This is a genomic window from Synechocystis sp. PCC 7509 (assembly GCF_000332075.2).
GTDB lineage: Bacteria > Cyanobacteriota > Cyanobacteriia > Cyanobacteriales > Chroococcidiopsidaceae > Aliterella.
Genome location: NZ_ALVU02000001.1, coordinates 3347777 through 3373113, shown reverse-complemented (window position 1 = coordinate 3373113; position 25337 = coordinate 3347777). Strand labels below are relative to the sequence as shown.

Genomic DNA, 25337 nt, shown 5'->3' with positions numbered 1-25337 from the left:
TTTTTCTAGCTTTATCTACTTAACTAATTGTGCTGCACCATTAAAAAACTGACGGCATAGCCCCTGAGTTACTAATAAAGCAGTAATTAAATTAGCAAAAGTCAGCATAAACATTACTAAGATTTGGTAAGATGCGGCATCTAATGGTTCAATACCGCTTAACAATTGCCCGGTAATAATACCCGGTAAAGTAACTATGCCTACAACCATCATGGCGTTGATAGTCGGAATCAACCCAGCAATAATTGCTTCGGTGCGATATTTATTTACAGCTTGCTGAGGAGTTGCACCTAAACTTAGATGAGTTTCTATTTCTAAGTGACTGGCATTAATGGTGCTAACTAATCTTTCTCCAGAAATCGCCGCGCCATTCATAGAATTACCCAAAATAATCCCGCCGATGGGAATAAGATACTGAGGTTCGTACCAACTTGACGGTTGAATTATTAGTAGCGTTGTATAGCCTAAAGTTAAAGCTGTACTAATAAAAATTGCTCCCCATACCAAAGGTAAAACGCGAGGAATTTTTTTACTAATTCGGTTACGGGCGACAATCGCCGCAATTGAAACCATAACCAGCAAAATCGCTAAAACCGCCCAAGGATTATCTAAAGCAAAGATGAACGCTAATATATACCCAACCACCAGCAATTGTAGGAGTGTCCGCCCTGTGGCGATCGCTAATGTCCATTCCATGCCCAATTGTTGCCAAGCCGATAAACCAATCGCCACTACCATCATGCCCAGCGCCAAACCCAAATCTAGCAAGTCTAGCTTAATTAAACCTTCCACTACCTAAACTCCCTAAAGGAAACAATTTATAGCTTTACTTATTCTCAAAGCTAAAAAGGTACTATTAAACATTTTCTTACCAAACAAAATTTGGTTTGATATTAAAATTAAAACTTATGAGTCAAAGCGTGAATTTTATCCCCCCTCTCGATCTGACACAGCAGTACAAAAGTATTGAGGTGGAAGTCAACGAAACTGTATCAAAAGTCTTAGCATCTGGGCGCTACATTGGTGGAACTCTCGTTGAAGAATTTGAACAACAGTTTGCACATTATGTCGGCGTATCACATTGTATAGGTTGCAATTCGGGTACAGATGCGCTGTACTTAGCCCTGAGAGCTTTAAATATTGGCGTAGGTGACGAAGTAATTACTACTCCTTTTACTTTTATCGCTACGTCTGAAGCGATCGCGGCGGTGGGTGCAACTCCTGTATTTGTCGATATTGACGCAGCTACTTTTAACCTCAATTTAGACCTTCTGGCGGCAGCAATTACACCTAAAACTAAAGCAATTATCCCCGTTCATTTATTTGGGCAACCTGTGAATATGACGGAGTTAATGGAAATTGCCTCTACTCACCAAATCGCGGTAATAGAAGACTGCGCCCAGTCAACGGGGGCTGATTGGGAAGCGTTTAAAGTCGGTAGTATTGGGAGAGTGGGTTGTTTTAGCTTTTTTCCTACTAAAAACCTTGGTGCTTGTGGAGATGGGGGAGCGGTGACAACCAACGATCCGGCGATCGCATCTACTATTAGAAGCTTGCGTGAACACGGGCAAAAAGAACGCTACATTCACGCCGAAAACGGGATAAATAGCCGCCTAGACTCCTTACAAGCGGCGATATTACAAATAAAGTTGCGCTATTTAGACACTTGGAACGAAAAAAGAAGGGCGATCGCATCTAACTACCAAGATTTACTAAGTCATGTTCCGGGAATCGTTGCACCGCAAGAATTAGCGGGATCTAGTGCCGTTTGGAATCAATACACAATTCGGGTGCTAGAAGGGCGAGACAAAGTGCGAGACTTGTTGGCTGGGCGGGGGGTTGCTTCAATGGTTTACTATCCGCGCCCTTTACACTTGCAGCCCGTATACGAGCATTTAGGCTATCAGTTAGGACAATTCCCCGTAGCTGAAGCAGCATCAGAGCAAGTCTTATCTTTACCCATGTTTCCCGAACTGTCTGTAGAGCAGCAACAACAGGTAGTTTACAGTCTCAAAGATTGTTTGATGTAGAGGCGCTCCGCCGGAACGCCTCTAATAATTTTTAGGCAAAAATCCGGCGACGATTACCAACTAAGGATTCTACCAAACTACGAACGGCGGCAATCATGGCAACTTCGCTATTTAGTTGGTTAATTGCCGAACCAACGCCGACTCCGGCTGCTCCCGATGCGATCGCAAGTGGTGCAGTAACGCTAGATATGCCACTAGCGCACAGTACGGGAACAGTTACAGCGCGAGAAATTTCATAGGCGGCGGCTAAGGTAGGAGCAGCTTTTTCAATCAGTCCTAAAGTCCCACCATGCAAGGGGTTAGTGCTAGTTCCACCTTCAGTTTGAATAATATCGGCTCCGGCTTTAACCAAGTCTTCGGCTAGTTGAACTTGTAAGTCCAACGCTAAAATGTGGGGAACAGTTACAGATAAAGTAATATCGGGTAAAAGGCTACGGGTTTGATAAGTTAAAGCCAATACTTCCACCGCTTCAAAACGTCGCCCTTGAGCGTAAAAACTATCAAAGTTACCAATTTCAATTAAGTCTGCACCCGCCGCTACTGCTTGTACAAACAATTCTGGCTCTACGGCAGATACACAAACTGGTAAATTTGTCAACTGTTTAGCTAAAGCAACTAAATTAGGATCGGCAGCAATATCCACAAAAGTAGCCCCACCAAGCTCGGCGGCTCTAATGGTTGCAGCGACGCGATCGCTATTAAAGTTATTTAAGCCGCTAATAACTTTGAGTACGGAAGCACAATCAAAAGCGCGTTGTAGTAATCGATCCATTGTCATAAATGTAGCTCCTGTGAGTAATGTAGAGGGTAGTCTAGCAAAAATAAAACAAAACTAGCTATTTACCGCTATAGTAAAAAGCAATTTCTTTATCTTTTAGGGGTGCAAAGTCGGCATCTATTAGCATTTGGTTAAGTTCAGCTTGGGGAATGTGCTTTGCACCAATGCGGACAATGCGCGATCGCATCGTATTAGATACGCCACTGCGTTGTCTTTCGGCTTCCAACCCCATTACTTGATGATACAAGCCTAGTTTGGCTTGGGGAATGGGAGAACCATCAAAATCGTTGCCGGATGCGATCGCTTCATCAATTGCATCTGCGCCAGTGGTGGTTGCGTCTGGGTTCATTGTCTCAAGTTATTAATATAGGCAAAGCTTATTTTATCAGGCTTGAGTAACCCCGATGGGCGCTACAAATTTTGAAGCCAAAACTAGAAAAACGGTTATTTGTGTCAACCACCCGCACCACTTTCATTATTAGACTGTTGCTACAACTCCATCAGACTCCCAGATAACTGACTTTTCCATAACCCCAATTTCTGCAAAGGTTTTAGCCGCTTTAAGTGCAGTATTTATATCAATACATAGTTTGGCAGGATAAGCGCCTTCTTGTCCGCCAACAGTTAAATTTTCCTCAGCCTCTGACTTTGACGGCTCAACAATGTAATAAAACTGCTCGTTATCAAAGGTTAAATACACCACATATTTATTTTTCCCCCCACCGATAGCCATGTGGGTTTCACCGTCTGTTTCCAAAGTAACTAAAGTTTTGTAATGCCCATCTAATTGCGCGATCGCCTTTTCAATTTCTTGCCATTCTTTAACTAGCTGCACGTAACCTTTATTTTGATTTCCTTGCCAATCTTCAGTAGAGAATTTTGAAACAAACATAGCCACCTTACTTTAGCTGGTCGTAATCCATCGGCATTGATCGACCTTCGGCGATTTCTTGTTTTGCTTGTCTGGCGGCAGCAACTAAACTATTTTGTGACTTTTTAAATAAAAAATTCCACCGTGCTTCGTCTTCTAAATCGGCAATGTATTCACAAATATGCTCCGCAACTTGCTTTTGCAAATCATCAGGTAAAAATTCGAGTATCTCAACAATTGTATTTATGGCAGCCGAAGACATAAGTTATTCAAAATGATAAAAAGGCAGCTTTACTCGATAAATTAACATCTGTCAGACTTAACGCATTACTTCAAGCTTGAAGTAGCAATAAATCTAACTCTGCAACTCGAAGTTCATGACCTGGATAACTCAAAACAAAATTATCTACCTCTCGCAGACGTTTTGGAAGCGGCTCATATTCTCCACCATAGCTATAAAATCGAAATCCCAAAGCATATAACTTTTGTACTTTCCTCCACTGCTCGTCATCACGGCGTTTTGGAGCTTTAAACGCACGTCCCATTAAATAAACTGTCCCGCCGCATTCTGGACAAATATGCTCTTTCTCGCAACTTAACTTAAAACTTTTTTGACAACTGAAACAGGCATGAGCGATTAAATACGGATAGAAATAACCTGTGGAAAATTGAGAAGTTGACCCAACTTGACGATTTCCTATATCTCGCCGAACTTCCATACGGCGATGCTTCTCTTGGTTTCGGGACATAATCATTTTAAACTTTCGCCGACAATCTATAGGAGCTTTGTGTTATGAAGCGATCGTAACGCCACACCAATTAATCTTCATCTTCTTCAGTATTGTTTGCTTCAAACCCTAGCCAAAATAGTAGTATTTCCTCAATTTCTACCATTTGCTCAGATGTCAGGGTTCCCAATTTGCGTAAAAGCTTGACGTGAGGAATTGTGATAATATTTTGGACATCAAAAACTCCTGCTCTAAGGAATTTAGCTTTGACTTGCACTTCAAACCTTGAACTGCGTGGGCTGGTTGTATGTGGAATTAGAGTAGCTAATGCACGATCTTGATAGAGAGCAGCAATACTAATTACTAAGCATGGTCTGACTTTCGCTACATAACCCAAATCGACGAGCCAAACTTCACCGCGATCGGGATTACTCATACAAAGCTTCTTGCTCGTCCAACTCTAGAAAAAGCCCTTCAGCATTTATAACTAAATCTTCGTCAGACAAAGGCGGAAAATTTAAGTCACTGGTTCGCTTTAGAATCTCTACTACCAAATCTAACTGTTCGGAGTCTGTCAATTGGTCAAAGGTATTTAAAAGTTCTTTTACTAAGGCAGTCATAGCTTTTTATTTATACCTATCGATAACATAACATAGGCTTTGGTGGATATCTAGACAATTAAAAGCGATCGCACTTCCTATCAATTTACAGATTGCCTTGAGGAATGCGATCGCAAGTAAAAAACTTTTAATCTTACTCGATAAAACAGTGGCTAGGTTTCTGGTTGCAGCAAACGAGTAAAACCTTTTTGTTCAAAGTGTCGGTCAGTAGTCAAAGCTTTAGTCATTCCTCGCTGACGCATCAAAACAAAGCTAACTGAATCACACAAAGAATAAGTTTTATCTTGCCTTACTGTCAATAGCTCCACTGCTTCTCGGTGTAACGGCTCATCGATCCAGATTGTTTCTATAGCTGGGTTATCTAGCAAATCAACTACAAAGGTAAGGACAGACGAGCGAGGAAAACGCCGAGCATTTGCTAATGCAACGTACTCAGCAATAATATAATTATGCGTCAATAAAAATAGGGCTTTTTTATATTCACTAAGAGCTTGAGTGTGAAGCGGCTCAGTTTTGTAATGCAAACAAAGCAAACCAGAAGTATCGAGCAACATTACCCTTCTTCATGGGTGCTGGAATACTCTTTTGCTAAATCCGCATCAATGCTTTAATTATCTAAATCTACGATACAACCAAAATCGAGTGTTCCAAAATGACGCTCGAATTTTGCTCGTCTGCTCTGTTTTTCTGTTTCTGTCAGCAAAAAATTATCAATCTGGGACAACTTCTGTTCTAGAAGATTTGCTGCTAGGCTTTCTGGAGGAATACCAATATTCTGTGCCTGCTTTTGAATAGCAGCGAAAACTTTATCATTTAACTCTAGAGTCAAAATTTGGCTCATAAGGCTACGCACTATGGCTAGATATTAATAAAATTATATCCCTATAGAATCAAACGCCTGCCTGAAACTTGATTGCCAAAGATGTGAAAAACTTAACGGACAGAAATAATCTTTGTTAAACCATTGACAAATTCTCCGAATAAATGCGATCGCACTCTCTATCAATTTGCCTAGCAGTGGATGATTATTTTGAGGAAGTGCGATCGCATTCTCTAGCCAATTGTTTAGCGATCGCCCTTGGTGAGAGTTACTTGAGTAAACGGACAAAACCCGCTTGCTCAAAATGTCGGTCAGTGGTCAACGCTTCTTGACAACTTTTCTGTTTCATCACAACGAAGGATGTACAGTCAACTAACGACCAAGCTTTGTCTACTCTACTTTTGCATAGTTTCCAAGCCAGAGCATCAGTCTCATCATCAATATGAATCACCTCAACATAAGCCACTGTTTTAATCGCATCAACAATTTCAAAGATCCGTAAGCGATCAACTCGCAGTGGGCTGTTTAGTAATGCTACCAATTCAGTAATTATATAATTTGTTGTATAAATGATTTCCTGTTGTTGAACAGCTAAACGAAAATACCGCTCTGCTTGTGGATAGTAAGGTTGAGTATTAACAAAAAGACTTGCCCAACCTGACGTATCAACAAACAAATTACTCATTCCCTTTTAGCTCCTGACACAGAGCTTGTCCAATATAGTAATCGTGATTTTCTGCTAAATCAGGAACGTCTATAGTGAGAGAACCAATTAGTCTTAAAAGTGGGTCTGTTTCTACTTGTGGTACTGAGTTAGATGGCAGTAAGGTTGTTAACTGCTGTGATATTACTTGTAAAACAATTTCCTCTGGAGACTGGTTCAAGCGTTCTGCTTGGGCGGTCAATGCTTGCTCCAAATCATCTGGTAGAGTAATCGTAAATGTTTTTGCCATAGCTCCTCTTTCAGGCTGATTGAAACTATTTTAATTGATCGCCATAGCTCAACGCATCGGTATAATAATGCGCTCTCCTCAAAATAAAAGATTTCGCATTTTCTAGCAAGGGATGCTTGGATTGAAGAAGTGCGATCGCCAAAGTTAAAAAATCAAACCTTTAAGCAAAACGAATTTTTAAGTAATCTTCTTCCATTTTTGCTCCCGCAGGTTGCAACGCTGCTAAAGCTTGAGGCAAAACTAAATTCCGCCGATGATTGCCAATAGTAATGTTTAGCTCGTCACCTGTTTTATTTAACTGAACTTGGTCTTTAGGAATACCCGGTAAGTAAAGTTCTAAGCTGTATTGATTTTCTTCTCTAACAACTCTTAAGGTGGTTTCTTTATAATAAACCTGCGTTGGATCTTCGTTGTCGTATAAAGTATCTTTCAACCTTTCTAATGCTGCCAAACCGCACATTTCCTCGGAATATAAAGGAACTTCTTTTACGGGTAAAGGGTGGAAATTTTCGTGAATTTCTTGGCGATATTGTTCTTGATTTTCTTTCCAACGTTTAAAGAATGGATCTTGAACTTCGGCGGGAATAATTCTATTTGCTACTACTAAATCTGTTGCTACATTGTACAAACTTAAGTAAGCATGGGCGCGTAAAGATTCTTTAATTACCATTTTTTCCGGGTTGGTAACTAACCTTACAGAAGTTTGCGTATTGTCGGTTAATACTTTTTCTAAAGCCTCGATTTGTTCGTAAAATTCGTAAGGAGCATCCATTACTTCTTTATTGGGCAAAGAAAACCCGGCTATGGGTCTAAAAAATGGTTCTACAAGTGGTCTTAAGGCTACAGATATATTTTGAAATGGTTTGTAAAAGCGGCGCATATACCAGCCGCCAACTTCCGGTAAGCTTAACAACCGCAAAGCTGTTCCGGTGGGCGCAGAATCAATAATTAGTACATCAAATTCGCCTTCGTCGTAGTGGCGTTTCATCCGGACTAAACCAAAAATTTCATCCATCCCTGGCAAAATTGCCAATTCTTCCGCTTGAATGCCGTCTAAACCACGAGCTTGCAATACTTGGGTAATGTAGCGCTTTACCGCTCCCCAGTTGCCTTCTAGCTCCATTAAAGCGTCTAATTCTGCTCCCCAGAGATTAGGGCGGATTTGTTGCGCTTCGTGTCCTAATTCTAAGTCAAAACTATCTGCTAAAGAGTGCGCGGGGTCGGTACTTAATACCAGTGTACGGTAGCCAAGCTCTGCACAACGTAGCCCTGTAGCCGCCGCTACAGAGGTTTTGCCAACTCCGCCTTTACCTGTCATCAGGATTACACGCATGATATACTTTTGTCCTATTGTGAGAAATATTAATATTTGTTTACTTTATTGTACATTCACAATTGCTAATGGGCGAAGTTATTTATGCTAATCGATGAGTTACTTTTGTTATCTCAATTAATGCTAGATTCTTTTGTGGGCAAGGGTTTAGATACATTGCAAATCAATAGAGAAAATGTCTTTATAAGTGAAAGGTGATTAAATATTTTGTAAATATTTAAGAATTGATTAAGAAAGGGCGATCGCATTATAAGCAATAATAGAAAAGAATTATTTAAGGTTTTTTGGCACAATCTACCTTGCGAGTGGGTTGTGCTATTCATTAACAACTGATTTTTCCCGCCTTTACAAGTTTAGCGTTGATCAAAATCTATCTACTTTCAGTAGACCTGTTGCAAAAGTCAAGTTAAGTTCTGATTTGAACGCAAACAAAGTTCAAAGTTATTAAATAGACCTCTTGCAAAAATAAGCTTCAAGATTAATTTGCGTTTAAGTTAGAAAGTGTTTGTAAATGTTAGTTAACTAATTTTAGATTCCCAAGTTCGTCGATTTTTTGTGAGCCTGCGGAGCATTAATCGGATCATGACGATATAAATCATATCCTGATGATTTTCCGGCAACCATTCATAGTCACGAGTCAAAATTCGAGCATTGTCCAGCCAAGTCCAAGTCCGTTCGACAATCCATCGTTTTCGTTCTACCTGAAACCCTTTAGCATCAGTTGGACGCTGACTAATCAAGGGCGACAACCTGCTGCTATTGGGGAGCAAAGAAAGTTTTAATTAACCCCCCTAAAGTGCCTTAATAGCCTCGGTCGGCTAGCACTTTAACAATTCGTTTAAACATAATCCAGCACCCAAACCAACACCGCCGGAGCCGCTTTGACATCGGCAGTATTAGCAGAAGTGACGTAACAGCCTAATACCATTCCCAGCACGTCCACCACAATATGACGTTTTCTTCCTTTTATCTTCTTGTTGCAATCATTGCCTTGTTCCTCCCCCTTTTTTGACCTAGTTTTACCGACTGGCTATCAATAATCACTAAACTTGGCTCTGCTGCTCGCCCCTCACTAACTCGGACTTCCCGAACCATAGTGCCATTGATTTGCTCTAAAACACCGAACCGACTCCAAGAGTTGAAGTAGCTATACACTGTTTGCTATGCTGGAAAATCTTTGGGCAACTTGCGCCATTTTACGCCGTTGTCGGCTCGATAAACGATGGCATTGAACACCGAGCGTAAATTTACCTTTTGTCCTCTACCTACAGACTTTTCAGCAGGTAATAGCGGAACAATAATCTGCCATTCTTGATCCGTCAAGTCACTATCGTAAAACGCTTCACTCATCAACACTCCCAAGCGGGTAAGGGGATTCTTTCTCTATCTCTCATCTCCTTCTCGGTTTCAATACTGCTTCATTTTTATTTGCAAACACTTTTTAAGTTATCTGGAGGAGCCAATTTAAAAATCGCCACAAACAACACAGAAAAATTTTTAAGTTACAATTACAATTTGGTGTGAGTAAGCATAAATTACTACCTTATTAATAATGACTATTTGTTTAGCCCCGATTTCCTCTGATCGCTCAATAAATTCCGATTTAAAAAATATGCCGATTCCTTATCAAGTTGCCGTTCAGGTAAAATACCTGCACTTAGAGGCAGAAATTGAATCATTGTTATATCAGTTGCAAAGTCTCAACAAACAACGTCTAGCTACTACCAGTACAGAGAACAAAAATTAATTGCTAGTAGTAGGTAATCACTCAAAACGCTGGTTGATCGCTGACCAGCGTTGAATATTATACTTTTTGGCATTTTCAATTAATAAAACGGGCGGTGCAGCATCTTTCAAGTCAGCGATCGCTTTAAACTTGCCTACGGGGCTGCTAAATTCGCTATATATTAGCTCTCCGGTATCGGAAAATGCGATTGTGCGTTCTCCACCCTTGTAAGACTTGTTTTTTGTCAAGGTGGCAATTTCCCGCTCCGAAATAGTCAGTATAAGGTCTTGATTGTCGTCACCCGTAAGATCGACTAACCCAACAGTCAAAGTTGCTAATTCTTGCTGCAATTGCTCAAACTTGAGTAAAGACTTATTAGCTGACAACTCGCGCCAAACCGCAGGCAAAAACTCGGTAGCATCTACAGATTCTTGTTTGAGAAATTCTGTTAAAGTCATTTTTGTTGGTTCTACCCATTCCAAAGCCTTAGCACTTACAGCTAAAGGTATTTGTTGGGGCTGGAGTTCAGTTTGTGCGGGTACAAGTAGACGCAGTACGCCATTTTCCCACTGTACGGCTTGAACGTTGACAGTAGTAGTTGTGGGCGATTGTTCGTTGGGTAGGCGCAGCACCAAATCAAGATTGGGGTCTATATTTAAACCTAACTGCTGCCACAAAAACTTTGCTCTTTCGGTGTTGGGAAGCTTTAATTTATCAAAAGGCGATCGCAACCAAGTTTGACCATTGTTATAAGTAATTACTCTAATTTGCTGCCATTTTTGGTTTTTAGTTAGAGATTTTGGCTCTATAGGCAGCCAATCGGCTAAGTTAATATTGCTTACTGGTTCTAGATATCCAATAATTCGACTGGGGCGATTAGCTACAGGCAAAGAAACCCCATAATCTCCATCTAGCCTTTTGAGCAGTTTTTCGACGTATGTTAAGGTTTTTGGGCTATGAGGTTGCGCTTTGAGCCAAATTAAAGCATTTGCTTGTCCTTCTTGAGCGCCGAGAATTAGCGCCCCCCAAGCTTGGACTTCCGGGCGACGGGGGTTAATTTTTAGGGCGGCTTCTACCCGATTCCACAACCTACCGGAATCATTGACTAAAAAAGTAGCAATTTCTTGGGTATTTTCCGGTGAGGCTTGATATATTTGCAGACCTTTTTCCCAACGTCCATCGCTCAAAGCTGCGATCGCTTGTTGACTGGGACTTGCCCAAGCAGTATCGGCTTTCTTGCTCGTATATTTGGCGTATAACCCAATTAGATCAATTTGGGCTTGAGCGGCGGCGGAGGGGCGTTTTTTGCCCTGTGGGAGTGCTTTTAACCATTGCCATGCTGGAGTCCAAAGACCGCTACGAGCTAAAAATAAAGCATTACGATAGGCGGTAGTTTTGATTGCTGGTTCTTCAATAGAAATCGGGACTAGCTGAAATTGATTAAAAGAGGCTTGGGCGGGTTTAACTTGGTACACTTGCAACTGTGGCTCTAATTCGCTAGTGCGATCGACTAGGAGTTCGGGAAAACCGCCGCCGGTAACTTCTTGCCATTTGGGAGCTTGTCCTGTGGGGCTAGTCCAAGTTAATACTAAACTTAGCGCCGAGCGACTTCTGTCGTAGTGAAGAATCTGCCCGTAAGCAATCCCATTATCGGAATGCTGGCGTTGACCTATTAAATATAACCAAGTACCGGATTTTGGTGTAGTGCCTGAAAAGCGTTGCAGTTGAGTTAGGGGTAATAGTTGAGTTGAACCATAGTTAGCCGTTTCTGAGTCTACTACTGGAGAAATCGCAAAAGATTCATCGGGGCCAGATACAGGTAGCTGACTAATTAGCTGATAAGTAGTTTGCTCGCTTTGAAAGGGTAACTTAAACTTATTGATTACTAGCTGATAAATTCGTAATTCAACAATTTCTTGACAATCAGTTTGGCAGTTGGACTGTTTTTTTAATACTGGTAGAACTAAAGACTTGATAGCTGAAGTTTTGGCATCAGTTTCTAGCGTCAAAAGTTCCCCGGCTGTTTTGCCTTGCGTGCGTAAGGAATCCTCAATTTGTTTGAGAGTTTGCGGTTGTTGTTCGGGGTTACTAGCGGAGAACTTTGCACCTTCAGGCAAAATTTTGTTGACATCGTTAACTGCGTCAGGATTGACAAATAGCTGCAAACTCCACCATGCTCCTCCAGCTACTGCACTAGCAGCCGTTAATATTAAAGCCAGAGCTAGTAACGAATTTCCCCAACGGTTAGTTTTTGATGGTTTTTTGTTGGCTACCGGGCGATAGATAATTGATGGAGGGAGACTTTCTAGTTCTGGGAGTGTTTGCTTGCGCGTTCTTTTCGCCATCGGAGTTAAATTTGCTTTGTAACATTAACTACACTTTTGCAGCATATTAGTAAAAAATATTACTTTTATGACTCTGTGCCGTTCTAAGTTTATGAGCAATTTTGACTATTTGGTATAAATTAAGCGCAATATTTGGATGAAATTTAGTTAAAACAAAAAGTGATCGCGCTTGTTAAAACAGATAAGGCGATCGCTCAAATCTTATTTGAGGGCTATTTATGGAAAACATCGAACTAAAATTTGTCTTAAAACTCCTTGACGCTCCCAATTACCGCGAAGCTTTGGCAAAAATTAAGCTTAGTTCCCTTAAAGCAAGCGATCGCGATAAAACTTGTCGTCAACTTCTAGAGCGCGAATTAGTGGGGGTTACTTACGAAGTTAGCAAGTTTAAAATTGCTAGTGCAGGTATGGCTTTACTTAAAATAGAATCAGTACAATTACCTGTAACGGCTCAGGAATTAAAAATTCTCAATTCTTGCCAAAAAGCAGCGATTTCACCTAGCAAAACGGGTATTGCTGCCCCAGAAGCCCAAAAGCTAGTTCAAGCTTTGCTAGAAAAGGGATTGATTCAAGTTAACAAAACCGATAAAAAAATTAAGGAGGTTTGGCTAACAGAGCGAGGAAAGGAATATTTACAACAACAATACGATCCTAGCGGGAAAGGTAATATTACCCTAACCAAAAATATGCTGGCTACCTACTTAAAGTTTTTGCGTCAACCGCCATTAATAGCAGTAGATTCTAAACACAAACCCAACGATGGGGAAATTTTGCAGATTATCCAAGACTTAGACAAAGAATTTGGTACAGATAATTATTTACCAATATTTTATTTGCGGGAAAAGTTACAACCGTCTTTATCTAGGGAAGACTTAGAACAAGCGCTTTATCGCTTGGAAGGAAGCGACAAAATAGAACTAAGTGCGTTGGTAGAATCAAGCCGTTACTCGCCAGCGCAAGTCAACGCCGGAATCAAACAGCGATCGGGTAGTCCGTTATTTTTTATTAAGGTCAATGACTAATCAAAATACCTCAATTGTGACATCCATTGATAACCTGATTTTACAAAGCACTAATCCCTTCGATAATTATCGTTCGGTTAATTTTTGGCGCAGTCAACAACAAGCTGAACCTGTAGTAGAGTCTATTCATACAGAAACGATTTCTACAGTAACAGATACTCTTGCTCAAGTTGCTGGCGATCGCACTACTAGGACATTGTTGCTAGAAGGCGATCCAGGTTCAGGTAAAACTTATTTACTAGGACGATTAAAGAAAACTCTTAACGACAAAGCTTTTTTTGCTTATATTAGCCCGTTTCCGCAAAGTAATCGCATTTGGTGGCATATTTTACGCTATACCGTAGATAGTTTAGTCCAAATCCCCGCAGGACAAAAAGATTCGCAATTGATGCTATGGCTAAAAAGCTTATCTGTGTTTACCAAACGCACTTTAAAAGAGCGATTGATGCAAGATAACTTTTGGGAAGGGTTGACAAGCGATCGCCAAAAGTTTATTAAATATCTGAAAAAAAATTATCACAATGCAGCTATTTATAATCCAGATAGTTTTTTTGGGGTACTCCATGATTTAATCAATCCTAAAAAGTATGATTTAGCTTGCGAATGGCTGCGCGGCGACGATTTGAGCGAAGAATCTTTAAAGGAATTAGGGGTAAAAAGTTCTATCAATACCGAAGAAGCAGCTTGTGAGACTTTAGCCAATTTTGGCAGAATTGCTACTGAAACCCAGCCAATTGTCTTATGTTTCGATCAACTAGAAAGTATTGCTCGTTTAGCTAATGGGTTTCCCGATTTACAAACTTTATTTAGTGCTGCGACAAAAATTCATGATGACTATCAAAACTTTTTAGTAATTATCAGCATTACTACAGATACTTGGCGACAAAATGAAACTTATGTAGATCAGTCGCACAAAGATCGCATTGATATCAAAACTCGTTTAAAACCGATTACGTTAACTGACGCAAAATCTATTTTATTAACTCGCTTACACTTTTTACATTCTCAAGCAAACCCGCTACCAGCTTCTAATATTTATCCTATAAATCAGCAATATTTGTTAGAACAATTTCCGCGCGGAAAGACTAACCCCAGAGAAGTTTTAATTTTTGGACGAGAGGTAATACAAGCATACAAAGAATGGCTAGTTGCTGGCGGTATAGGTACATTTAAGCCTGTAGTACAAGATAAAGGCGATCGCTCAAAATTGGTAGCGAGTTTTAAGTTGAAATGGATTGATGAATTAACTAAAGCTCAAAAGCAAGTAACTAAACTAAATCAGCAATCATCGCCAGAACTGATCCAAATGTTGCAAGAAGCCTTAAGTGTTTTAGAAATGGAAGATATAAAATCACCATTTTTAAAAGCAACAAAATTTGCTAATTATTCTCTTAGTTACAAATTACCTGGAAAATATGAAACTTTAGGTATTGTATGGACAGAAGACCAAAACATGACTACCTTTTTTCATGTCATGGAAGCTTGCAAAAAAGCTATTGATCGTAAATCATGCCAAATTTTATATTTGATTCGCGATTCAAAATTAGGTAATTCAAATAATAAAGGGTATAAAGTTTATACACAAATATTTAACGGTTTTCATCATCGGCAAATTCAGCCAAAAATTGCATCAGTACATAGCTTAGTGGCTTACTATGAATTAGTCAAAGATGCGCGAGAGGGAGATTTAATTATTGGGAATGAAGCTATTAATCTCAAAAAACTTAAAGAAATTACCCTTGAGTCAAAAGTATTAGAAGAATGTTATTTATTAGAACAACTGCAAGGTAGAAATATAAAAACTTCACCACCTCTAACACCTGTTAAAGAATTACTTTTAAATACTGTAGCAACACAATCATTTTTAGGAAGACAAACATTGATTAAAAATGCGACTGATTATTTTCCCAATGTAGAAGAAACACAAATAAATCAGCTAATAGAAGAATTATGTCAAGAAGGTAGAGTTCAAATTGTTGATCCTCATGCAAAACCAAAAAGTCAATTAATTTGTTTAGTAGTAGCATCTAAATAAAAATAAAATTATTGAGTTAAAAATTTTAGGCATTCTTATTTAATGTTTTATTTAACAAAACCTGACGAAATTACTAAAGTAATTGACAAACTTGCTCTTGCCAAAATACTTTGGCTAGACACTGAAACAGCAGACTGGCAAACTTCAAAACCAAAAATATCTCTAATTCAAGCTTCTGACGATCTTACAGATACAACGGGAACTAAAGCTTATGTTTTAGATGTGTTAGATAAGCCAGAACTGGTAACTTATTTTATTAATAAAGTTATGGCTAATTCTAAAATTGAAAAAGTTTTTCATAATGCCAACTATGATTTGAAATTTTTAGGAAAAGACCAAGCAAAAAATGTTACTTGTACGCTACAACTAGCAAGAAAATTAAGACATAGTTTCAAAGAAGTTGCTCAATTACCTAACTTAAAGCTCAAAACCTTAGCAGAAGAACTTTGTGGTTTTTCTAATGTAGATAAAACAGAACAGTCAAGTAACTGGAGACAGCGCCCACTTACAAACTCGCAGCTAGAATATGCAAATCTGGACAGTGTTTATTTAGCTCAAATCCATCGCCGTTTACTAGAAATAAGTAACCCAAATCAAATAAAGCCAGTGAATAAAGTTGCTAATTCTTCTCGTTCGCGCTCTTTTAGCGTTACCAAAGTTAGAGTAGCTTTTGAGTGTCCGCGCTTGTTTTATTTGGGACATCGCTGGGGCGGAAATATGATGTTTTTGCCAGGGGGAAATTCATCAAAAATTGGCACTCAATTTCATCAATTAGCGGATAACTTTGCTTTTATCGCCAAACAAGAACCTAGATTTAGTTTGTTATTGCAACCAGAAGTAGAACAATTAAATATAAATGCGATCGCGCAGCAAATGCAACAGCTATTTTACGAGTTATCATTTTTTCCCTATCTTAAAGCAATAGTACAAACAAATCCAAGTAAGTCCGCCGCCCTGTATCAGCTTTGGGAAGCCTTAAAAGGACTTATTCACCACTGGGCAAAATTATTAGTTCAAAATCGGCGTTATTGCAACGGTGCAGAAGTAATTAGTAAAACGTTAATCGCAATTAAGCCGACGGTAAAACATTCTTTTCAACTAACAGATGGTACACAGCAATTAGTTCAAGGGCGTTTTGACAGTGTAGTTTATGATTTTGAACATCATCGCCTTTGTGTAATAGAATACAAAACTTATCCAGCCGTTGATAAATCCGCCCAATTAGCTCAAGTTGCGCTTTACAGCTATATGCTGAAAGAAAAGCTAGGAGTAGCTATAGATTCCGCCGTTTATAGCGTTTTGCCTAATTGGGAAGAATTAACTTTTACGTGGGATGAATTAGAAAAAACTGTACACCAGCTAATTCCGCAAAAGCTGCAACAAATGCGTCAATGGCTAGCTTGGGATTCTCCTCAACCCAATCCCCCACCACCAACAACGCAGCCAGATTTGTTATGTAATATTTGTCCGCAAAAAGTCAAATGTCAAAGCTTTTTTGAAGCTAGTAGCGAAGCAAAACCTGTTATAAAAACTCCCCAACCTACCAGTCAAAAAGTTGATGCACCAGTTGCGGAAAGCCCCCTAAATCCCCCAACTTTGGGGGACTTAAATTCAAGTTCCCCCCAGAATTGGGGGGTTAGGGGGACTATAGATAGTTCCGATAGCATCTCTATTGAAGCCGATGCGATCGCCCACCAATTAGTAGAAACCCTAAAATCCTTTAAGCTAGGTGTAGATTACCTGGGTTCTGTAGTCGGTTCGGCATTTATTCGCGTCAAGCTTAAGCCCCATTTAGGCGTAAAATTTACCTCAATCGTCAATACATCTCAAGACTTGAAGGTACATTTAGGCATCGCTAATACACCTTTAATTGCCACACAAGCAGGCTATATTAGCGTTGATTTGCCACGTACAAGCCGCCAAGTTGCTAGTTTTGAGAACTTTGTTATTCCTGCAACTTTACCCCCTACCGCGCCGATAAAAATTGCCATTGGTGTAGATTTAGAAGGTAAGTTAGTAGAAGCAGATTTAGCTGATCCCAATACCTGTCATTTCTTAGTTGGCGGTACAACCGGAAGCGGAAAAAGCGAGTTTTTGCGAAGTCTCTTACTTAGCTTATTGGTACGCCATACGCCCGATAACTTAAAAATTGTTTTAGTAGATCCTAAAAGGGTAACATTTCCTGAATTTGAGAAAATGCCCTGGTTGTATTCTCCCATTGTTAAGGATTGCGATCGCGCGATCGCATTAATGGAACAATTGGTAGCAGAAATGAATAAGCGCTATCAACGTTTTGAAACCGCAGGTTGTGCAGACATAAGCACTTACAATCAAAAGTCATCCTCAGCATTACCGCGCATTGTTTGCATATTTGACGAGTACGCCGACTTTATGACCGAAAAAGACAGCCGCACAGCCTTAGAACAAAATATCAAGCGCTTGGGGGCAATGGCAAGGGCGGCGGGGATTCATTTAATTATTGCTACCCAGCGCCCAGAAGCTAAAGTTGTTACGCCAATTATCCGCTCAAATTTGCCGGGGAGAATAGCATTAAAAACCGCTAGTGAGGCGGATTCAGCGATTATTTTAGGAGGAAAGCAAACCGCCGCCGCTTATTTATTGGGTAAAGGAGATTTGCTTTTTGGTGCTTCGCTGCAACGGTTACAGAGTTTGCTGGCTACAAGTATTGATTTGGGTTAAAAGCGATCTTTCTACCAGTTAGCTACCGCTTGACTAATAGCATTACTAGCGTCCGTCAAAGACTCTTTGCGCCCTTCATCTCCTCTATCCATATTATCGGCGTGAATGAAGGTAATATCTGTAATGCCGATTAAACCAAATATTGCTTTTAAAAAAGGCACTTGAAAATCATAACCCGCCGTAGGAGTACCAGATTTATAACTACCGCCACTAGAAGTAATAACTAGCAGTTTTTTACCATGTACTAAACCTTGATAACCTTGCTCGTTGACTGCAAAGGTGCGGTTTACGCGGACAATTTGGTCAATGTAAGCTTTGAAAGTAGACGGTACATTAAAATTGTACATTGGTACGCCAAAGACATAGCGATCGGCGGCTAATAACTCGTCTACCAAAGTATCAGAGGTGCTAATAGCCTTCTGTAATTCGGGAGAATGGGTTTTGGGTTCGGAGTAAGCGGCGGCTATCCAAGGCTCATCTACATGGGGTGCAGGGTGATGTCCCAAATCTCTATAGGTGACGGTATCTTGAGGATGGGCATTTTTCCAGTCGGTGACAAATCGGTGAGTCAAACTGCGAGAATGCGACCTTTCACCGCGTGGGCTAGAGTCTATATGCAAGATATGAGCCATGACTTAGTTATCCTTGGGCTAATAATTTAACATCAAACTAACTTAAGGCTACATTACTTACTTTGGGAGATATCTATATCTAAAGACAGGAAATTGCCTAAAAAGGCATTGACGGGTAAAGTCTAATTGGTTGGTTGGCGTAGTGGGATAGATGAATGGGGTATGTTATTGCAACGGCAAATATGAAGGGAGGAGTTGGTAAAACAACGTTATCGGTTAATTTGGCGACAGCTTTAGTTAAAGAGCATGGTAAGCGAGTATTGGTAGTAGATTTAGATACGCAAATCAGCGCTACTTTAAGTTTGATGCCACCATCGGAGTTTGCCAAGTTTAGAAAGCGCAAGCAGACTTTGAGATACTTAGTTGAGCAAATTATTAGTCCAGTTGATAACCCAAAGTTTTCTAGCCATGATGTTGTGCAACACGACGTTTGCAACTTGCCAGGTTTGGATTTATTACCAGGAGATATTGACCTTTACGACGAATTTTTAGTATCGCAAATGCTTCATCAGGAGGCGCTCGATTTGGGTAAGTGCGAATTTGAATTTGTATGGAATCGCTTTGAAAGGTTTTTAATCAAAAAAATATTACAACCGCTAGTTGGGGAATACGACTTTATTATTTTAGATTGCGCTCCGGGGTATACGCTTTTGACTCGCAGTGCTTTGGTAGCGAGTGACTTTTATATATTGCCTGCAAAACCAGAACCTTTATCAGTGATTGGGATTCAGTTATTAGAGCGACGAATTGCCAGTTTAAAAGAAAGCCATCAAAAAGACCAAATTCTCAAGGTTTCGATGTTGGGGATAGTTTTTACAATGTCGGGTAATTTGCTAACAGGGAGATATTACCGTCAAGTGATTGCGCGGGTTAATCAAGATTTTGGGGCAAGTAAGCTGTTTAGCACTAATATACCTATTGACGTTAATGTGGCGAAAGCTGTAGATAGTTTTATGCCTGTAGTTTTGACTAATCCTAGTACGGCGGGAGCAAAAGCTTTTACTCAGTTGACGCAAGAGTTTTTAGAAAAGGTAAAGGTAGTGGCGCAAGTGCAATCGTAAGTCATTGCACTGGTGGCGGTTTGTTTAAAAATGGAATATGTGGAGATCCCCCCTTAAAAAAGGGAGAAAATATCTCATGGTTCACTTTTTAAGCAAGAGGGCAACTATTAGATACTAATTAAAAAGCTTTTAATTCATCCTTTAAAGAAGGTTATTATGCTTGTTAGGCGCGATCGCGTTCTAAGTCATAGATTACTTTTTCCATCGCCCAATTAACTGATTTTTGGGGATTGGTTTGTTGAGTATGAGCTAATAAACGGTTAGCAGTTTCGCTGTCATTGTACAAGAGAATTAGGAGTTTTTTTCGCAACTTGGGACTCGCTTGGTCTATTTTACTATCAGGATTAGATTTTGATTTTTTAGTTGCTAAATAGCCTCCCGTCGCAATAGCACTAACCACTAGCGCCGTAGTTATTAATTTTCCACTTGGATCGTTATTTTCTGGTGAAGTGGAATTGTAGGGTTCGGCAAATGATGGTAATTGAGCTAATTGTAAACGCTGGGTGGAAGTAAAACCGGGCAGTTGGGTGCTGATAATAGTAGCTAATACCGCACCTAGAGGTAAAAGTTTTAGCATGGTTGTTGTATGTTTAAAGATGAGTTTGGGTTGGGAAGTAAAACAATTACTTTTGAATTTTGTTAGCTAAATCAAAGCCGAGTTGTGTTGTTTCATCAAGTAGTTTGGGATCTATTTGTCGATCGCCAGGACTATGATAATTAGGGTCTTCACCTCGATAGAAAAAGAGTACCGGGACATTAGCGCTAGAAAAAGAAGCATGATCGCTACCTCCTGGATTGCCAAAAGTAGTAATAGTGGGGTTGGTAGACTTGGCTAATTTGGTTAAAGATTGAGTTCCGCCGACAAGTAGGCGATCATTTACGCCGACCATGTCAAAGTTGAGCATACCTTTAAGCCCTTGCAAAAATTCCGGTTTAGCGCTGCTTACAAAGGCTTTAGAGCCATGCAAACCATCTTCTTCGCCGTCAAAAGCCATAAACCAAGCTTGACGGGCTAGGGGAGTTTTTGCAGCCTTACGGGCGATCGCCAAGACAACAGCAGTACCCGAAGCATTATCATTTGCACCGGGAGAATCTATTACCGAGTCATAATGACCGCCTAAAATTACTTTTGGTTGAGTTACGCCAGGTAAACGAGCAATAACATTGCGTCCAGTGATATTGCCTTGACGGGTGTTGACAGCTAGATTTACTTGACGGGGGGATTGATTTGCATTTAGTAAAGATTGACCCGCTTCATTGGTTAGCGCCAGTACGGGGATTTTGACATCACCCCCTAGCGTACCGAATAAATTACCAGGCTTAGTATTAACGACAACTAAGCCAACCGCCCCTGCATTAGCTGCATTTTGAGCCTTTTCTAGAAAACGGATTTCACCGCGCTTGACAATAGCAACTTTGCCTTTAACATTAATGTTTGCATAATCTGCTGTGCGTCCAAAATTAGGTACAACAACAAGGGGTGCAGTAAGTTTTCCTGATTGAGAACCATTTAAGGCTTTTCCGGCAATTACCTTGCTATCAATAGTTAGATTTGAGCCTAAATCTACAAATTTGGGATAGCTAAAAGTTTGAATTTCCGCCACATAGCCAGCCTTACGATACTCTTGGAGCAAATAGTTACTAGCTTTTTTTGTAGCGGGCGTTCCGGCAACTCTAGCACCGAAGTTTACTAAAGCTTTGACATCGGCATTATCAGACTTGGTTGTAACGGGACTTTGAGTTTGTTTGAGAGGCTGGGCATCTATTGCTTGGCTACATCCAGCAACAGCAAGACTTAAAACACTTACACCTGCAACCAGCAACTTCGTCTTGAAAAGGTTTTGGTGAGGCAAAGCCACACCCAAAACTTTCCGCTTTGTGGGCGATCGCTTCAGTTGCACTAACTTCACTCCTATAAATATTCTGTATTTTCTATTGTGCTTGGTAAATATGACATAAGTATGTCGTTTATATGTAGCTTTTGACCTTTAAAACTGACGAAACTCCGCTTGCCCCAGACAAAGCTTATTGGCTCAAAGATAGGACTCTAGTTTGGAGGGGGTTTGGGGGACGCAACCGTCCCCCAATGGGGGGTTTGGGGGGCAGACCCCCCAAGTCTTGGTTTTTCTTATAGTAAAATTTGGGAAGGCTTAAAACTCTCCCACTAAAGCAGCAACACAGCGATCGCAAAGCAAAGGATGTTCCGCAGACATACCGACATAGGTTGAATAATTCCAACAGCGATCGCATTTATGCCCATCAGCCGCCGCTACGCCAATACCCAAACTATCAGACTTGTAGCTGTACTTAGCTTGCTCTAAAGCTTCAGGAGTTTTTAACAGTTCCACTCCAGAAACGATAAACATATAACGCAGTTCATCAACTCTATTTGTGAGGGAAGTAGAATCAAGCGCTTGCAACTGTTGTCGCAACTGGGGATCGGCAATATAAAGCAATACCTTAGCTTCCAAAGCCGAACCGATCGCTTTTTGTACCCTTGCCTGCTCCAAAACCTTGTTAACTTCGGTGCGAATTGTTCTTAATTGCTGCCAAAACGCTAGTAATTCTGGCTTTTGCCATTTTTCGTCTAATTGCACCCAACCCGCTTCAAACACTGATTTATAGGGCGTAGAGTAGGGGAGAAATTGCCAGATATCTTCGGCGGTGTGACATAGTACAGGTGCGATCGCGCGGGTCAAATTTTCTAAAGCTACGTGCAGCACCGTTTGACAACTGCGACGACGCAAAGTATTTTCAGCACTTATATACAACCGATCTTTACCAATATCTAAATAGAAGTTAGATAAATCAATTGTGCAGAAATTTTGTACAGCTTGGAAAAAGCGGAAAAATTGAAAGCGATCGAAAGCTTGAGTTACATCGGTAAATACTTCCGTAATCCGGTGCAGCATATAGCGATCGAGTTCCGGCAATTGCTCGTAAGGGACAACGTCTTTGCTAGGGTCAAAATCATGCAAATTGCCAAGTAAAAACCGCGCCGTATTGCGAATTTTACTCCTGACATCGCCCATTTGTTTAAGGATGTTTTTACTAATAGATACATCCGTTGAATAATCTACCGACGACACCCACAAACGCAGTACATCCGCTCCGTAAGGTGGCTCTTCTTTTTGATTTTTGCCGCCGGAAATCACAACATTGGGATCGATCACATTACCCAAAGATTTGCTCATCTTGCTGCCTTTTTCATCCAAGGTAAAGCCGTGAGTTAACACGGTTTTAAAAGGTGCAATGCCGTTATTAGCGACGCTAGTTAATAAACTAGACTGAAACCAACCACGATGTTGATCCGATCCTTCCAAATAGATATCTGCGGGATATTTTAGTTCGGGTCTTTGTTTAGCTACCGCCGCCCAAGATGATCCAGAATCAAACCAAACATCCATCGTATCTGTACCTTTGCGGTAAGTTTTGCCATTATCGCGGTATTTTTCGGGCAATAATTCATCTAACGGCATTTCCCACCAAGCATCAGAACCTTTTTCTGCAAATATTTTCTGCACGTAGGCGATCGTTTCTTCGTTCATCAATGGCTCGTTTGTTTCCTCATCGTAAAATACCGGGATAGGTACGCCCCAGCTACGTTGACGAGAAATACACCAATCTGCGCGATCGCTTACCATTGGCGTAATGCGATTTTCTCCTTGGGGTGGAATCCATTGCACCGATGCGAGTACTTTTAAAGCTTCTTCTCTAAACCCTGCTACCGATGCAAACCACTGTTCGGTTGCTCTAAAAATCGTCGGCTTTTTAGTCCGCCAATCATAAGGATATTTGTGGGCGTAAGCTTCCATCTTCAACAAAGATCCCGCTTCCGTTAAAGCTTCAATAACGGCGGTATTTCCTTCACCCAATACATTCAACCCAACAAATTTTCCCGCTTCTTCTGTAAAGTTGCCGTTTTCATCTACTGGCGCAAGGATAGGCAACCCGTAACGCTGACCAACGATATAATCTTCTTGTCCGTGACCTGGTGCAGTATGCACTAATCCTGTACCCGATTCTGTAGTCACGTATTCGCCACCAATTAAAATCGGGCTTTCGCGGTCAAATAAAGGATGTCGATAAGTAGAATGTTCTAAATCCTTACCTTTAACCGTTGCTTTTACTGTTAGCTGCGTTTCTAACTTGGCGGACAAAGTACCAACCAGATCAGCAGCGACAATTAGATATTTGGATGACGAACCAATTTCAACTACTACATAATCAAGCCTAGGATTGACGCTAACTGCCAAATTCGCCGGGATAGTCCAAGGGGTAGTTGTCCAAATAGCAACAGATAGCTGAGGTAAATAAGGTTCTAACGCAGACTTCGCCGACTCTGATAAGCTAGTCATCGCAAAAGCTGCATAGATACTTGAAGAAGTATGACCTTCAGGATATTCTAGTTCAGCTTCCGCTAAGGCAGTTTTAGAGCTAGGACTCCAATGGACAGGTTTAAAACCGCGATAAATATAACCTTTTAGTACCATCTGTCCAAAAACCCCAATCTGCGCCGCTTCGTAGTCAGGAGTCATGGTTAAATAAGGATGCTCCCAATCGCCCCAAACGCCGAAACGTTGGAAACCTTGGCTTTGTTCGCCGACAGCTTTTAAAGCAAAATCTCTAGCTTTGTGACGCAGTTCTAGGGGAGTTAGGTTTAACCTTTCGCTTTGCTTCATATTTTGCAAAACTTTAAGTTCAATCGGCAACCCGTGACAATCCCAACCCGGTACATAACGAGCTTTGCGCCCCTTAAGTAACTGGTAGCGACTGATGATATCTTTGAGGATTTTATTTAAGGCGTGACCGATATGCAGCGCCCCATTGGCGTAGGGTGGGCCATCGTGAAGCACAAATATTTCGCCAGGATTGTTTTGCGACAGGCGATCGTAAATTTGATTGTCTGCCCAAAACTTTTGAATCTCCGGTTCGCGCTTGGTAGCGTTCGCCCGCATATCAAATTTTGTTTGAGGCAGATTAACAGTATCTTTGTAACGACCTTGTTCTGTCACGATTGCAATCCCGAAATAGTATTTAACCTATTATCAGTTACAAACACCTATAGCTTCAAGTGCGATCGCACTTGGCTAGAGCTATAGACGTTGAAGTGATCGTATTGCCGCAAATAGTTATGAAGGACATTAACTAGAAAAATTCTTTATTAACACCTAAATAAACTAAATATATAGAAAAATTCCGGGGGTAGATGTAGGAAATGTGTAGAGTTAACTGTCCAAATCTAGAATTAAGAAAAATTATGCAATTAAAATTTAAGGGTAACAAAGAAGGATTCTGCAATATTTGTGGGCAACATTCTCAACTCACACGAAATCCTATTCGTCTACAAGGTTGCATTAAACCAACACCTGTCGAATTAAGCCACTTATCACAGTACCTCTGTGAACCAAATAAAAAGTCAACAATCTCTCAAAGCAGACTTATCTTACTCTCTATTTGCGGAAACTGTAACAATAATTTGCTTGGTACAGAATACGATCCAGAGTTGATCGAGGTGTCTAAGCAAGTATCTAGATTGGTAAGATTTCAGGGAAACCTAGGATTACTCAACTTGTCAATTTATCTCCTCATTGAATACTCGGCAATTAATCTTCCTAATATTTTGGAGTGGTGCGATCGCCTAAATTAGTTAGGCTGGAACTGTAAAAAATCAAGGACATTA

Annotated in this window: 28 protein-coding genes and 1 pseudogene; 7 read left to right on the top strand and 22 right to left on the bottom strand. The window is 40.5% G+C overall.

Going from position 1 to position 25337, the window contains the following annotated elements; all coding sequences use genetic code 11:
• Window positions 1-15 precede the first annotated feature (15 nt).
• Window positions 16-792 (bottom strand): ABC transporter permease, encoded by a 777-nt coding sequence (locus tag SYN7509_RS0216900; protein WP_009631505.1) that lies wholly within the window; start codon window positions 790-792, stop codon window positions 16-18.
• Window positions 793-908: 116 nt separating this feature from the next.
• On the opposite strand from SYN7509_RS0216900, the gene SYN7509_RS0216895 reads away from it, so the two are divergent.
• Window positions 909-2030: a DegT/DnrJ/EryC1/StrS family aminotransferase gene (locus SYN7509_RS0216895; protein WP_009631506.1), complete on the top strand. Its 1122-nt coding sequence runs from the start codon at window positions 909-911 to the stop codon at window positions 2028-2030.
• 31 nt (window positions 2031-2061) lie between these two features.
• Here the strand turns inward: SYN7509_RS0216895 and SYN7509_RS0216890 are convergent, their stop codons facing one another.
• From SYN7509_RS0216890 to SYN7509_RS29280, 16 genes and pseudogenes are all read right to left on the bottom strand, one after another.
• Window positions 2062-2808: a DUF561 domain-containing protein gene (locus SYN7509_RS0216890; protein WP_009631507.1), complete on the bottom strand. Its 747-nt coding sequence runs from the start codon at window positions 2806-2808 to the stop codon at window positions 2062-2064.
• Window positions 2809-2866: 58 nt separating this feature from the next.
• Window positions 2867-3157 (bottom strand): small RNA NsiR4-regulated ssr1528 family protein, encoded by a 291-nt coding sequence (locus SYN7509_RS0216885; RefSeq protein WP_009631508.1) that lies wholly within the window; start codon window positions 3155-3157, stop codon window positions 2867-2869.
• A 129-nt stretch (window positions 3158-3286) separates the two neighbouring features.
• Entirely contained in the window at window positions 3287-3700 is a 414-nt protein-coding gene (locus SYN7509_RS0216880; RefSeq protein ID WP_009631509.1) for an Imm1 family immunity protein, read from the bottom strand.
• Window positions 3701-3707: 7 nt separating this feature from the next.
• Window positions 3708-3941 (bottom strand): hypothetical protein, encoded by a 234-nt coding sequence (locus SYN7509_RS0216875; RefSeq protein ID WP_009631510.1) that lies wholly within the window; start codon window positions 3939-3941, stop codon window positions 3708-3710.
• 70 nt (window positions 3942-4011) lie between these two features.
• Complete coding sequence (locus tag SYN7509_RS26230) at window positions 4012-4428, bottom strand: hypothetical protein (protein WP_148298022.1); 417 nt, start codon at window positions 4426-4428, stop codon at window positions 4012-4014.
• Window positions 4429-4498: 70 nt separating this feature from the next.
• Window positions 4499-4843, bottom strand: coding sequence for a type II toxin-antitoxin system PemK/MazF family toxin (locus tag SYN7509_RS0216865; protein WP_009631512.1), 345 nt, complete (start codon window positions 4841-4843; stop codon window positions 4499-4501).
• Entirely contained in the window at window positions 4836-5027 is a 192-nt protein-coding gene (locus tag SYN7509_RS0216860; RefSeq protein ID WP_009631513.1) for a hypothetical protein, read from the bottom strand. The genes SYN7509_RS0216865 and SYN7509_RS0216860 overlap by 8 nt, the downstream gene beginning before the upstream one ends.
• A gap of 152 nt (window positions 5028-5179) precedes the next feature.
• Window positions 5180-5581, bottom strand: coding sequence for a type II toxin-antitoxin system VapC family toxin (locus SYN7509_RS0216855; RefSeq protein WP_009631514.1), 402 nt, complete (start codon window positions 5579-5581; stop codon window positions 5180-5182).
• Window positions 5582-5634: 53 nt separating this feature from the next.
• On the bottom strand, window positions 5635-5868 hold the full coding sequence (locus SYN7509_RS26225) for a hypothetical protein (protein ID WP_009631515.1): 234 nt from the start codon (window positions 5866-5868) through the stop codon (window positions 5635-5637).
• Between the two features lie 33 nt (window positions 5869-5901).
• On the bottom strand, window positions 5902-6135 hold the full coding sequence (locus SYN7509_RS29825; protein WP_148298020.1) for a hypothetical protein: 234 nt from the start codon (window positions 6133-6135) through the stop codon (window positions 5902-5904).
• The gene (locus SYN7509_RS0216845) at window positions 6116-6532 is read right to left on the bottom strand and encodes a type II toxin-antitoxin system VapC family toxin (protein WP_009631516.1); all 417 of its coding nucleotides are present in this window, start codon (window positions 6530-6532) and stop codon (window positions 6116-6118) included. Before SYN7509_RS0216845 ends, SYN7509_RS29825 begins: the two co-directional genes overlap by 20 nt.
• A complete protein-coding gene (locus tag SYN7509_RS0216840; RefSeq protein ID WP_009631517.1) occupies window positions 6525-6800 on the bottom strand; it encodes a hypothetical protein in 276 nt (91 codons plus the stop codon). Before SYN7509_RS0216840 ends, SYN7509_RS0216845 begins: the two co-directional genes overlap by 8 nt.
• A 160-nt stretch (window positions 6801-6960) precedes the next feature.
• Window positions 6961-8133, bottom strand: a complete 1173-nt coding sequence (locus tag SYN7509_RS0216835) for a TRC40/GET3/ArsA family transport-energizing ATPase (RefSeq protein WP_009631518.1) — start codon at window positions 8131-8133, stop codon at window positions 6961-6963.
• 518 nt (window positions 8134-8651) lie between these two features.
• Window positions 8652-8873: a transposase gene (locus tag SYN7509_RS28690; protein WP_158506163.1), complete on the bottom strand. Its 222-nt coding sequence runs from the start codon at window positions 8871-8873 to the stop codon at window positions 8652-8654.
• 98 nt (window positions 8874-8971) lie between these two features.
• A pseudogene (locus SYN7509_RS28685) lies at window positions 8972-9136 on the bottom strand (transposase); the annotation flags it as partial.
• Window positions 9137-9294: 158 nt separating this feature from the next.
• Window positions 9295-9483 (bottom strand): IS5 family transposase, encoded by a 189-nt coding sequence (locus tag SYN7509_RS29280; protein WP_009631520.1) that lies wholly within the window; start codon window positions 9481-9483, stop codon window positions 9295-9297.
• A 202-nt stretch (window positions 9484-9685) separates the two neighbouring features.
• Here SYN7509_RS29280 and SYN7509_RS0216815 point away from each other — a divergent pair, with 202 nt between their 5' ends.
• The gene (locus SYN7509_RS0216815; protein ID WP_009631521.1) at window positions 9686-9880 is read left to right on the top strand and encodes a hypothetical protein; all 195 of its coding nucleotides are present in this window, start codon (window positions 9686-9688) and stop codon (window positions 9878-9880) included.
• A gap of 17 nt (window positions 9881-9897) precedes the next feature.
• Here SYN7509_RS0216815 and SYN7509_RS0216810 read toward each other — a convergent pair whose 3' ends face one another.
• Window positions 9898-12204, bottom strand: coding sequence for a hypothetical protein (locus SYN7509_RS0216810; protein ID WP_028954391.1), 2307 nt, complete (start codon window positions 12202-12204; stop codon window positions 9898-9900).
• A 218-nt stretch (window positions 12205-12422) separates the two neighbouring features.
• Here SYN7509_RS0216810 and SYN7509_RS0216805 point away from each other — a divergent pair, with 218 nt between their 5' ends.
• Genes SYN7509_RS0216805 through SYN7509_RS0216795 form a run of 3 tightly spaced genes read left to right on the top strand, consistent with a single transcriptional unit; the run spans window position 12423 to window position 17961 of the window.
• Window positions 12423-13226: a hypothetical protein gene (locus SYN7509_RS0216805; RefSeq protein WP_009631523.1), complete on the top strand. Its 804-nt coding sequence runs from the start codon at window positions 12423-12425 to the stop codon at window positions 13224-13226.
• Window positions 13219-15261, top strand: coding sequence for an ATP-binding protein (locus tag SYN7509_RS0216800; RefSeq protein ID WP_009631524.1), 2043 nt, complete (start codon window positions 13219-13221; stop codon window positions 15259-15261). Before SYN7509_RS0216805 ends, SYN7509_RS0216800 begins: the two co-directional genes overlap by 8 nt.
• A gap of 42 nt (window positions 15262-15303) precedes the next feature.
• Complete coding sequence (locus SYN7509_RS0216795; RefSeq protein ID WP_009631525.1) at window positions 15304-17961, top strand: DNA translocase FtsK; 2658 nt, start codon at window positions 15304-15306, stop codon at window positions 17959-17961.
• Window positions 17962-17972: 11 nt separating this feature from the next.
• On the opposite strand, the gene SYN7509_RS0216790 is transcribed toward SYN7509_RS0216795, so the two are convergent.
• A complete protein-coding gene (locus tag SYN7509_RS0216790) occupies window positions 17973-18593 on the bottom strand; it encodes an FMN-dependent NADH-azoreductase (RefSeq protein WP_009631526.1) in 621 nt (206 codons plus the stop codon).
• A 155-nt stretch (window positions 18594-18748) separates the two neighbouring features.
• Here SYN7509_RS0216790 and SYN7509_RS0216785 point away from each other — a divergent pair, with 155 nt between their 5' ends.
• On the top strand, window positions 18749-19654 hold the full coding sequence (locus tag SYN7509_RS0216785) for a ParA family protein (protein ID WP_009631527.1): 906 nt from the start codon (window positions 18749-18751) through the stop codon (window positions 19652-19654).
• A gap of 163 nt (window positions 19655-19817) precedes the next feature.
• Here SYN7509_RS0216785 and SYN7509_RS29275 read toward each other — a convergent pair whose 3' ends face one another.
• From SYN7509_RS29275 to ileS, 3 genes are all read right to left on the bottom strand, one after another.
• The gene (locus SYN7509_RS29275; protein WP_009631528.1) at window positions 19818-20231 is read right to left on the bottom strand and encodes a hypothetical protein; all 414 of its coding nucleotides are present in this window, start codon (window positions 20229-20231) and stop codon (window positions 19818-19820) included.
• 46 nt (window positions 20232-20277) lie between these two features.
• Window positions 20278-21564: a M28 family metallopeptidase gene (locus SYN7509_RS0216775; RefSeq protein WP_202807242.1), complete on the bottom strand. Its 1287-nt coding sequence runs from the start codon at window positions 21562-21564 to the stop codon at window positions 20278-20280.
• A 240-nt stretch (window positions 21565-21804) separates the two neighbouring features.
• Window positions 21805-24612 (bottom strand): isoleucine--tRNA ligase, encoded by a 2808-nt coding sequence (ileS, locus tag SYN7509_RS0216765; RefSeq protein ID WP_227501563.1) that lies wholly within the window; start codon window positions 24610-24612, stop codon window positions 21805-21807.
• A 521-nt stretch (window positions 24613-25133) separates the two neighbouring features.
• On the opposite strand from ileS, the gene SYN7509_RS30200 reads away from it, so the two are divergent.
• Window positions 25134-25304, top strand: a complete 171-nt coding sequence (locus SYN7509_RS30200; protein WP_158506162.1) for a hypothetical protein — start codon at window positions 25134-25136, stop codon at window positions 25302-25304.
• Window positions 25305-25337: the final 33 nt, after the last annotated feature.

What these genes read in the sequence shown, in the direction of transcription:
- SYN7509_RS0216790 (WP_009631526.1), bottom strand. Translation starts at nt 18,593, where the DNA reads ATGGCTCATATCTTGCATATAGACTCTAGCCCACGCGGTGAAAGGTCG.
- SYN7509_RS0216800 (WP_009631524.1), top strand. Translation starts at nt 13,219, where the DNA reads ATGACTAATCAAAATACCTCAATTGTGACATCCATTGATAACCTGATT.
- SYN7509_RS0216840 (WP_009631517.1), bottom strand. Translation starts at nt 6,800, where the DNA reads ATGGCAAAAACATTTACGATTACTCTACCAGATGATTTGGAGCAAGCA.
- SYN7509_RS0216845 (WP_009631516.1), bottom strand. Translation starts at nt 6,532, where the DNA reads ATGAGTAATTTGTTTGTTGATACGTCAGGTTGGGCAAGTCTTTTTGTT.
- SYN7509_RS0216880 (WP_009631509.1), bottom strand. Translation starts at nt 3,700, where the DNA reads ATGTTTGTTTCAAAATTCTCTACTGAAGATTGGCAAGGAAATCAAAAT.
- SYN7509_RS0216785 (WP_009631527.1), top strand. Translation starts at nt 18,749, where the DNA reads ATGGGGTATGTTATTGCAACGGCAAATATGAAGGGAGGAGTTGGTAAA.
- SYN7509_RS0216865 (WP_009631512.1), bottom strand. Translation starts at nt 4,843, where the DNA reads ATGAGTAATCCCGATCGCGGTGAAGTTTGGCTCGTCGATTTGGGTTAT.
- SYN7509_RS29275 (WP_009631528.1), bottom strand. Translation starts at nt 20,231, where the DNA reads ATGCTAAAACTTTTACCTCTAGGTGCGGTATTAGCTACTATTATCAGC.
- SYN7509_RS0216855 (WP_009631514.1), bottom strand. Translation starts at nt 5,581, where the DNA reads ATGTTGCTCGATACTTCTGGTTTGCTTTGTTTGCATTACAAAACTGAG.
- SYN7509_RS0216815 (WP_009631521.1), top strand. Translation starts at nt 9,686, where the DNA reads ATGACTATTTGTTTAGCCCCGATTTCCTCTGATCGCTCAATAAATTCC.
- SYN7509_RS0216890 (WP_009631507.1), bottom strand. Translation starts at nt 2,808, where the DNA reads ATGACAATGGATCGATTACTACAACGCGCTTTTGATTGTGCTTCCGTA.
- SYN7509_RS0216810 (WP_028954391.1), bottom strand. Translation starts at nt 12,204, where the DNA reads ATGGCGAAAAGAACGCGCAAGCAAACACTCCCAGAACTAGAAAGTCTC.
- SYN7509_RS26230 (WP_148298022.1), bottom strand. Translation starts at nt 4,428, where the DNA reads ATGTCCCGAAACCAAGAGAAGCATCGCCGTATGGAAGTTCGGCGAGAT.
- SYN7509_RS0216885 (WP_009631508.1), bottom strand. Translation starts at nt 3,157, where the DNA reads ATGAACCCAGACGCAACCACCACTGGCGCAGATGCAATTGATGAAGCG.
- SYN7509_RS0216835 (WP_009631518.1), bottom strand. Translation starts at nt 8,133, where the DNA reads ATGCGTGTAATCCTGATGACAGGTAAAGGCGGAGTTGGCAAAACCTCT.
- SYN7509_RS26225 (WP_009631515.1), bottom strand. Translation starts at nt 5,868, where the DNA reads ATGAGCCAAATTTTGACTCTAGAGTTAAATGATAAAGTTTTCGCTGCT.
- SYN7509_RS0216805 (WP_009631523.1), top strand. Translation starts at nt 12,423, where the DNA reads ATGGAAAACATCGAACTAAAATTTGTCTTAAAACTCCTTGACGCTCCC.
- SYN7509_RS0216895 (WP_009631506.1), top strand. Translation starts at nt 909, where the DNA reads ATGAGTCAAAGCGTGAATTTTATCCCCCCTCTCGATCTGACACAGCAG.
- SYN7509_RS0216795 (WP_009631525.1), top strand. Translation starts at nt 15,304, where the DNA reads ATGTTTTATTTAACAAAACCTGACGAAATTACTAAAGTAATTGACAAA.
- SYN7509_RS0216875 (WP_009631510.1), bottom strand. Translation starts at nt 3,941, where the DNA reads ATGTCTTCGGCTGCCATAAATACAATTGTTGAGATACTCGAATTTTTA.
- SYN7509_RS0216860 (WP_009631513.1), bottom strand. Translation starts at nt 5,027, where the DNA reads ATGACTGCCTTAGTAAAAGAACTTTTAAATACCTTTGACCAATTGACA.
- SYN7509_RS29280 (WP_009631520.1), bottom strand. Translation starts at nt 9,483, where the DNA reads ATGAGTGAAGCGTTTTACGATAGTGACTTGACGGATCAAGAATGGCAG.
- ileS (WP_227501563.1), bottom strand. Translation starts at nt 24,612, where the DNA reads ATGCGGGCGAACGCTACCAAGCGCGAACCGGAGATTCAAAAGTTTTGG.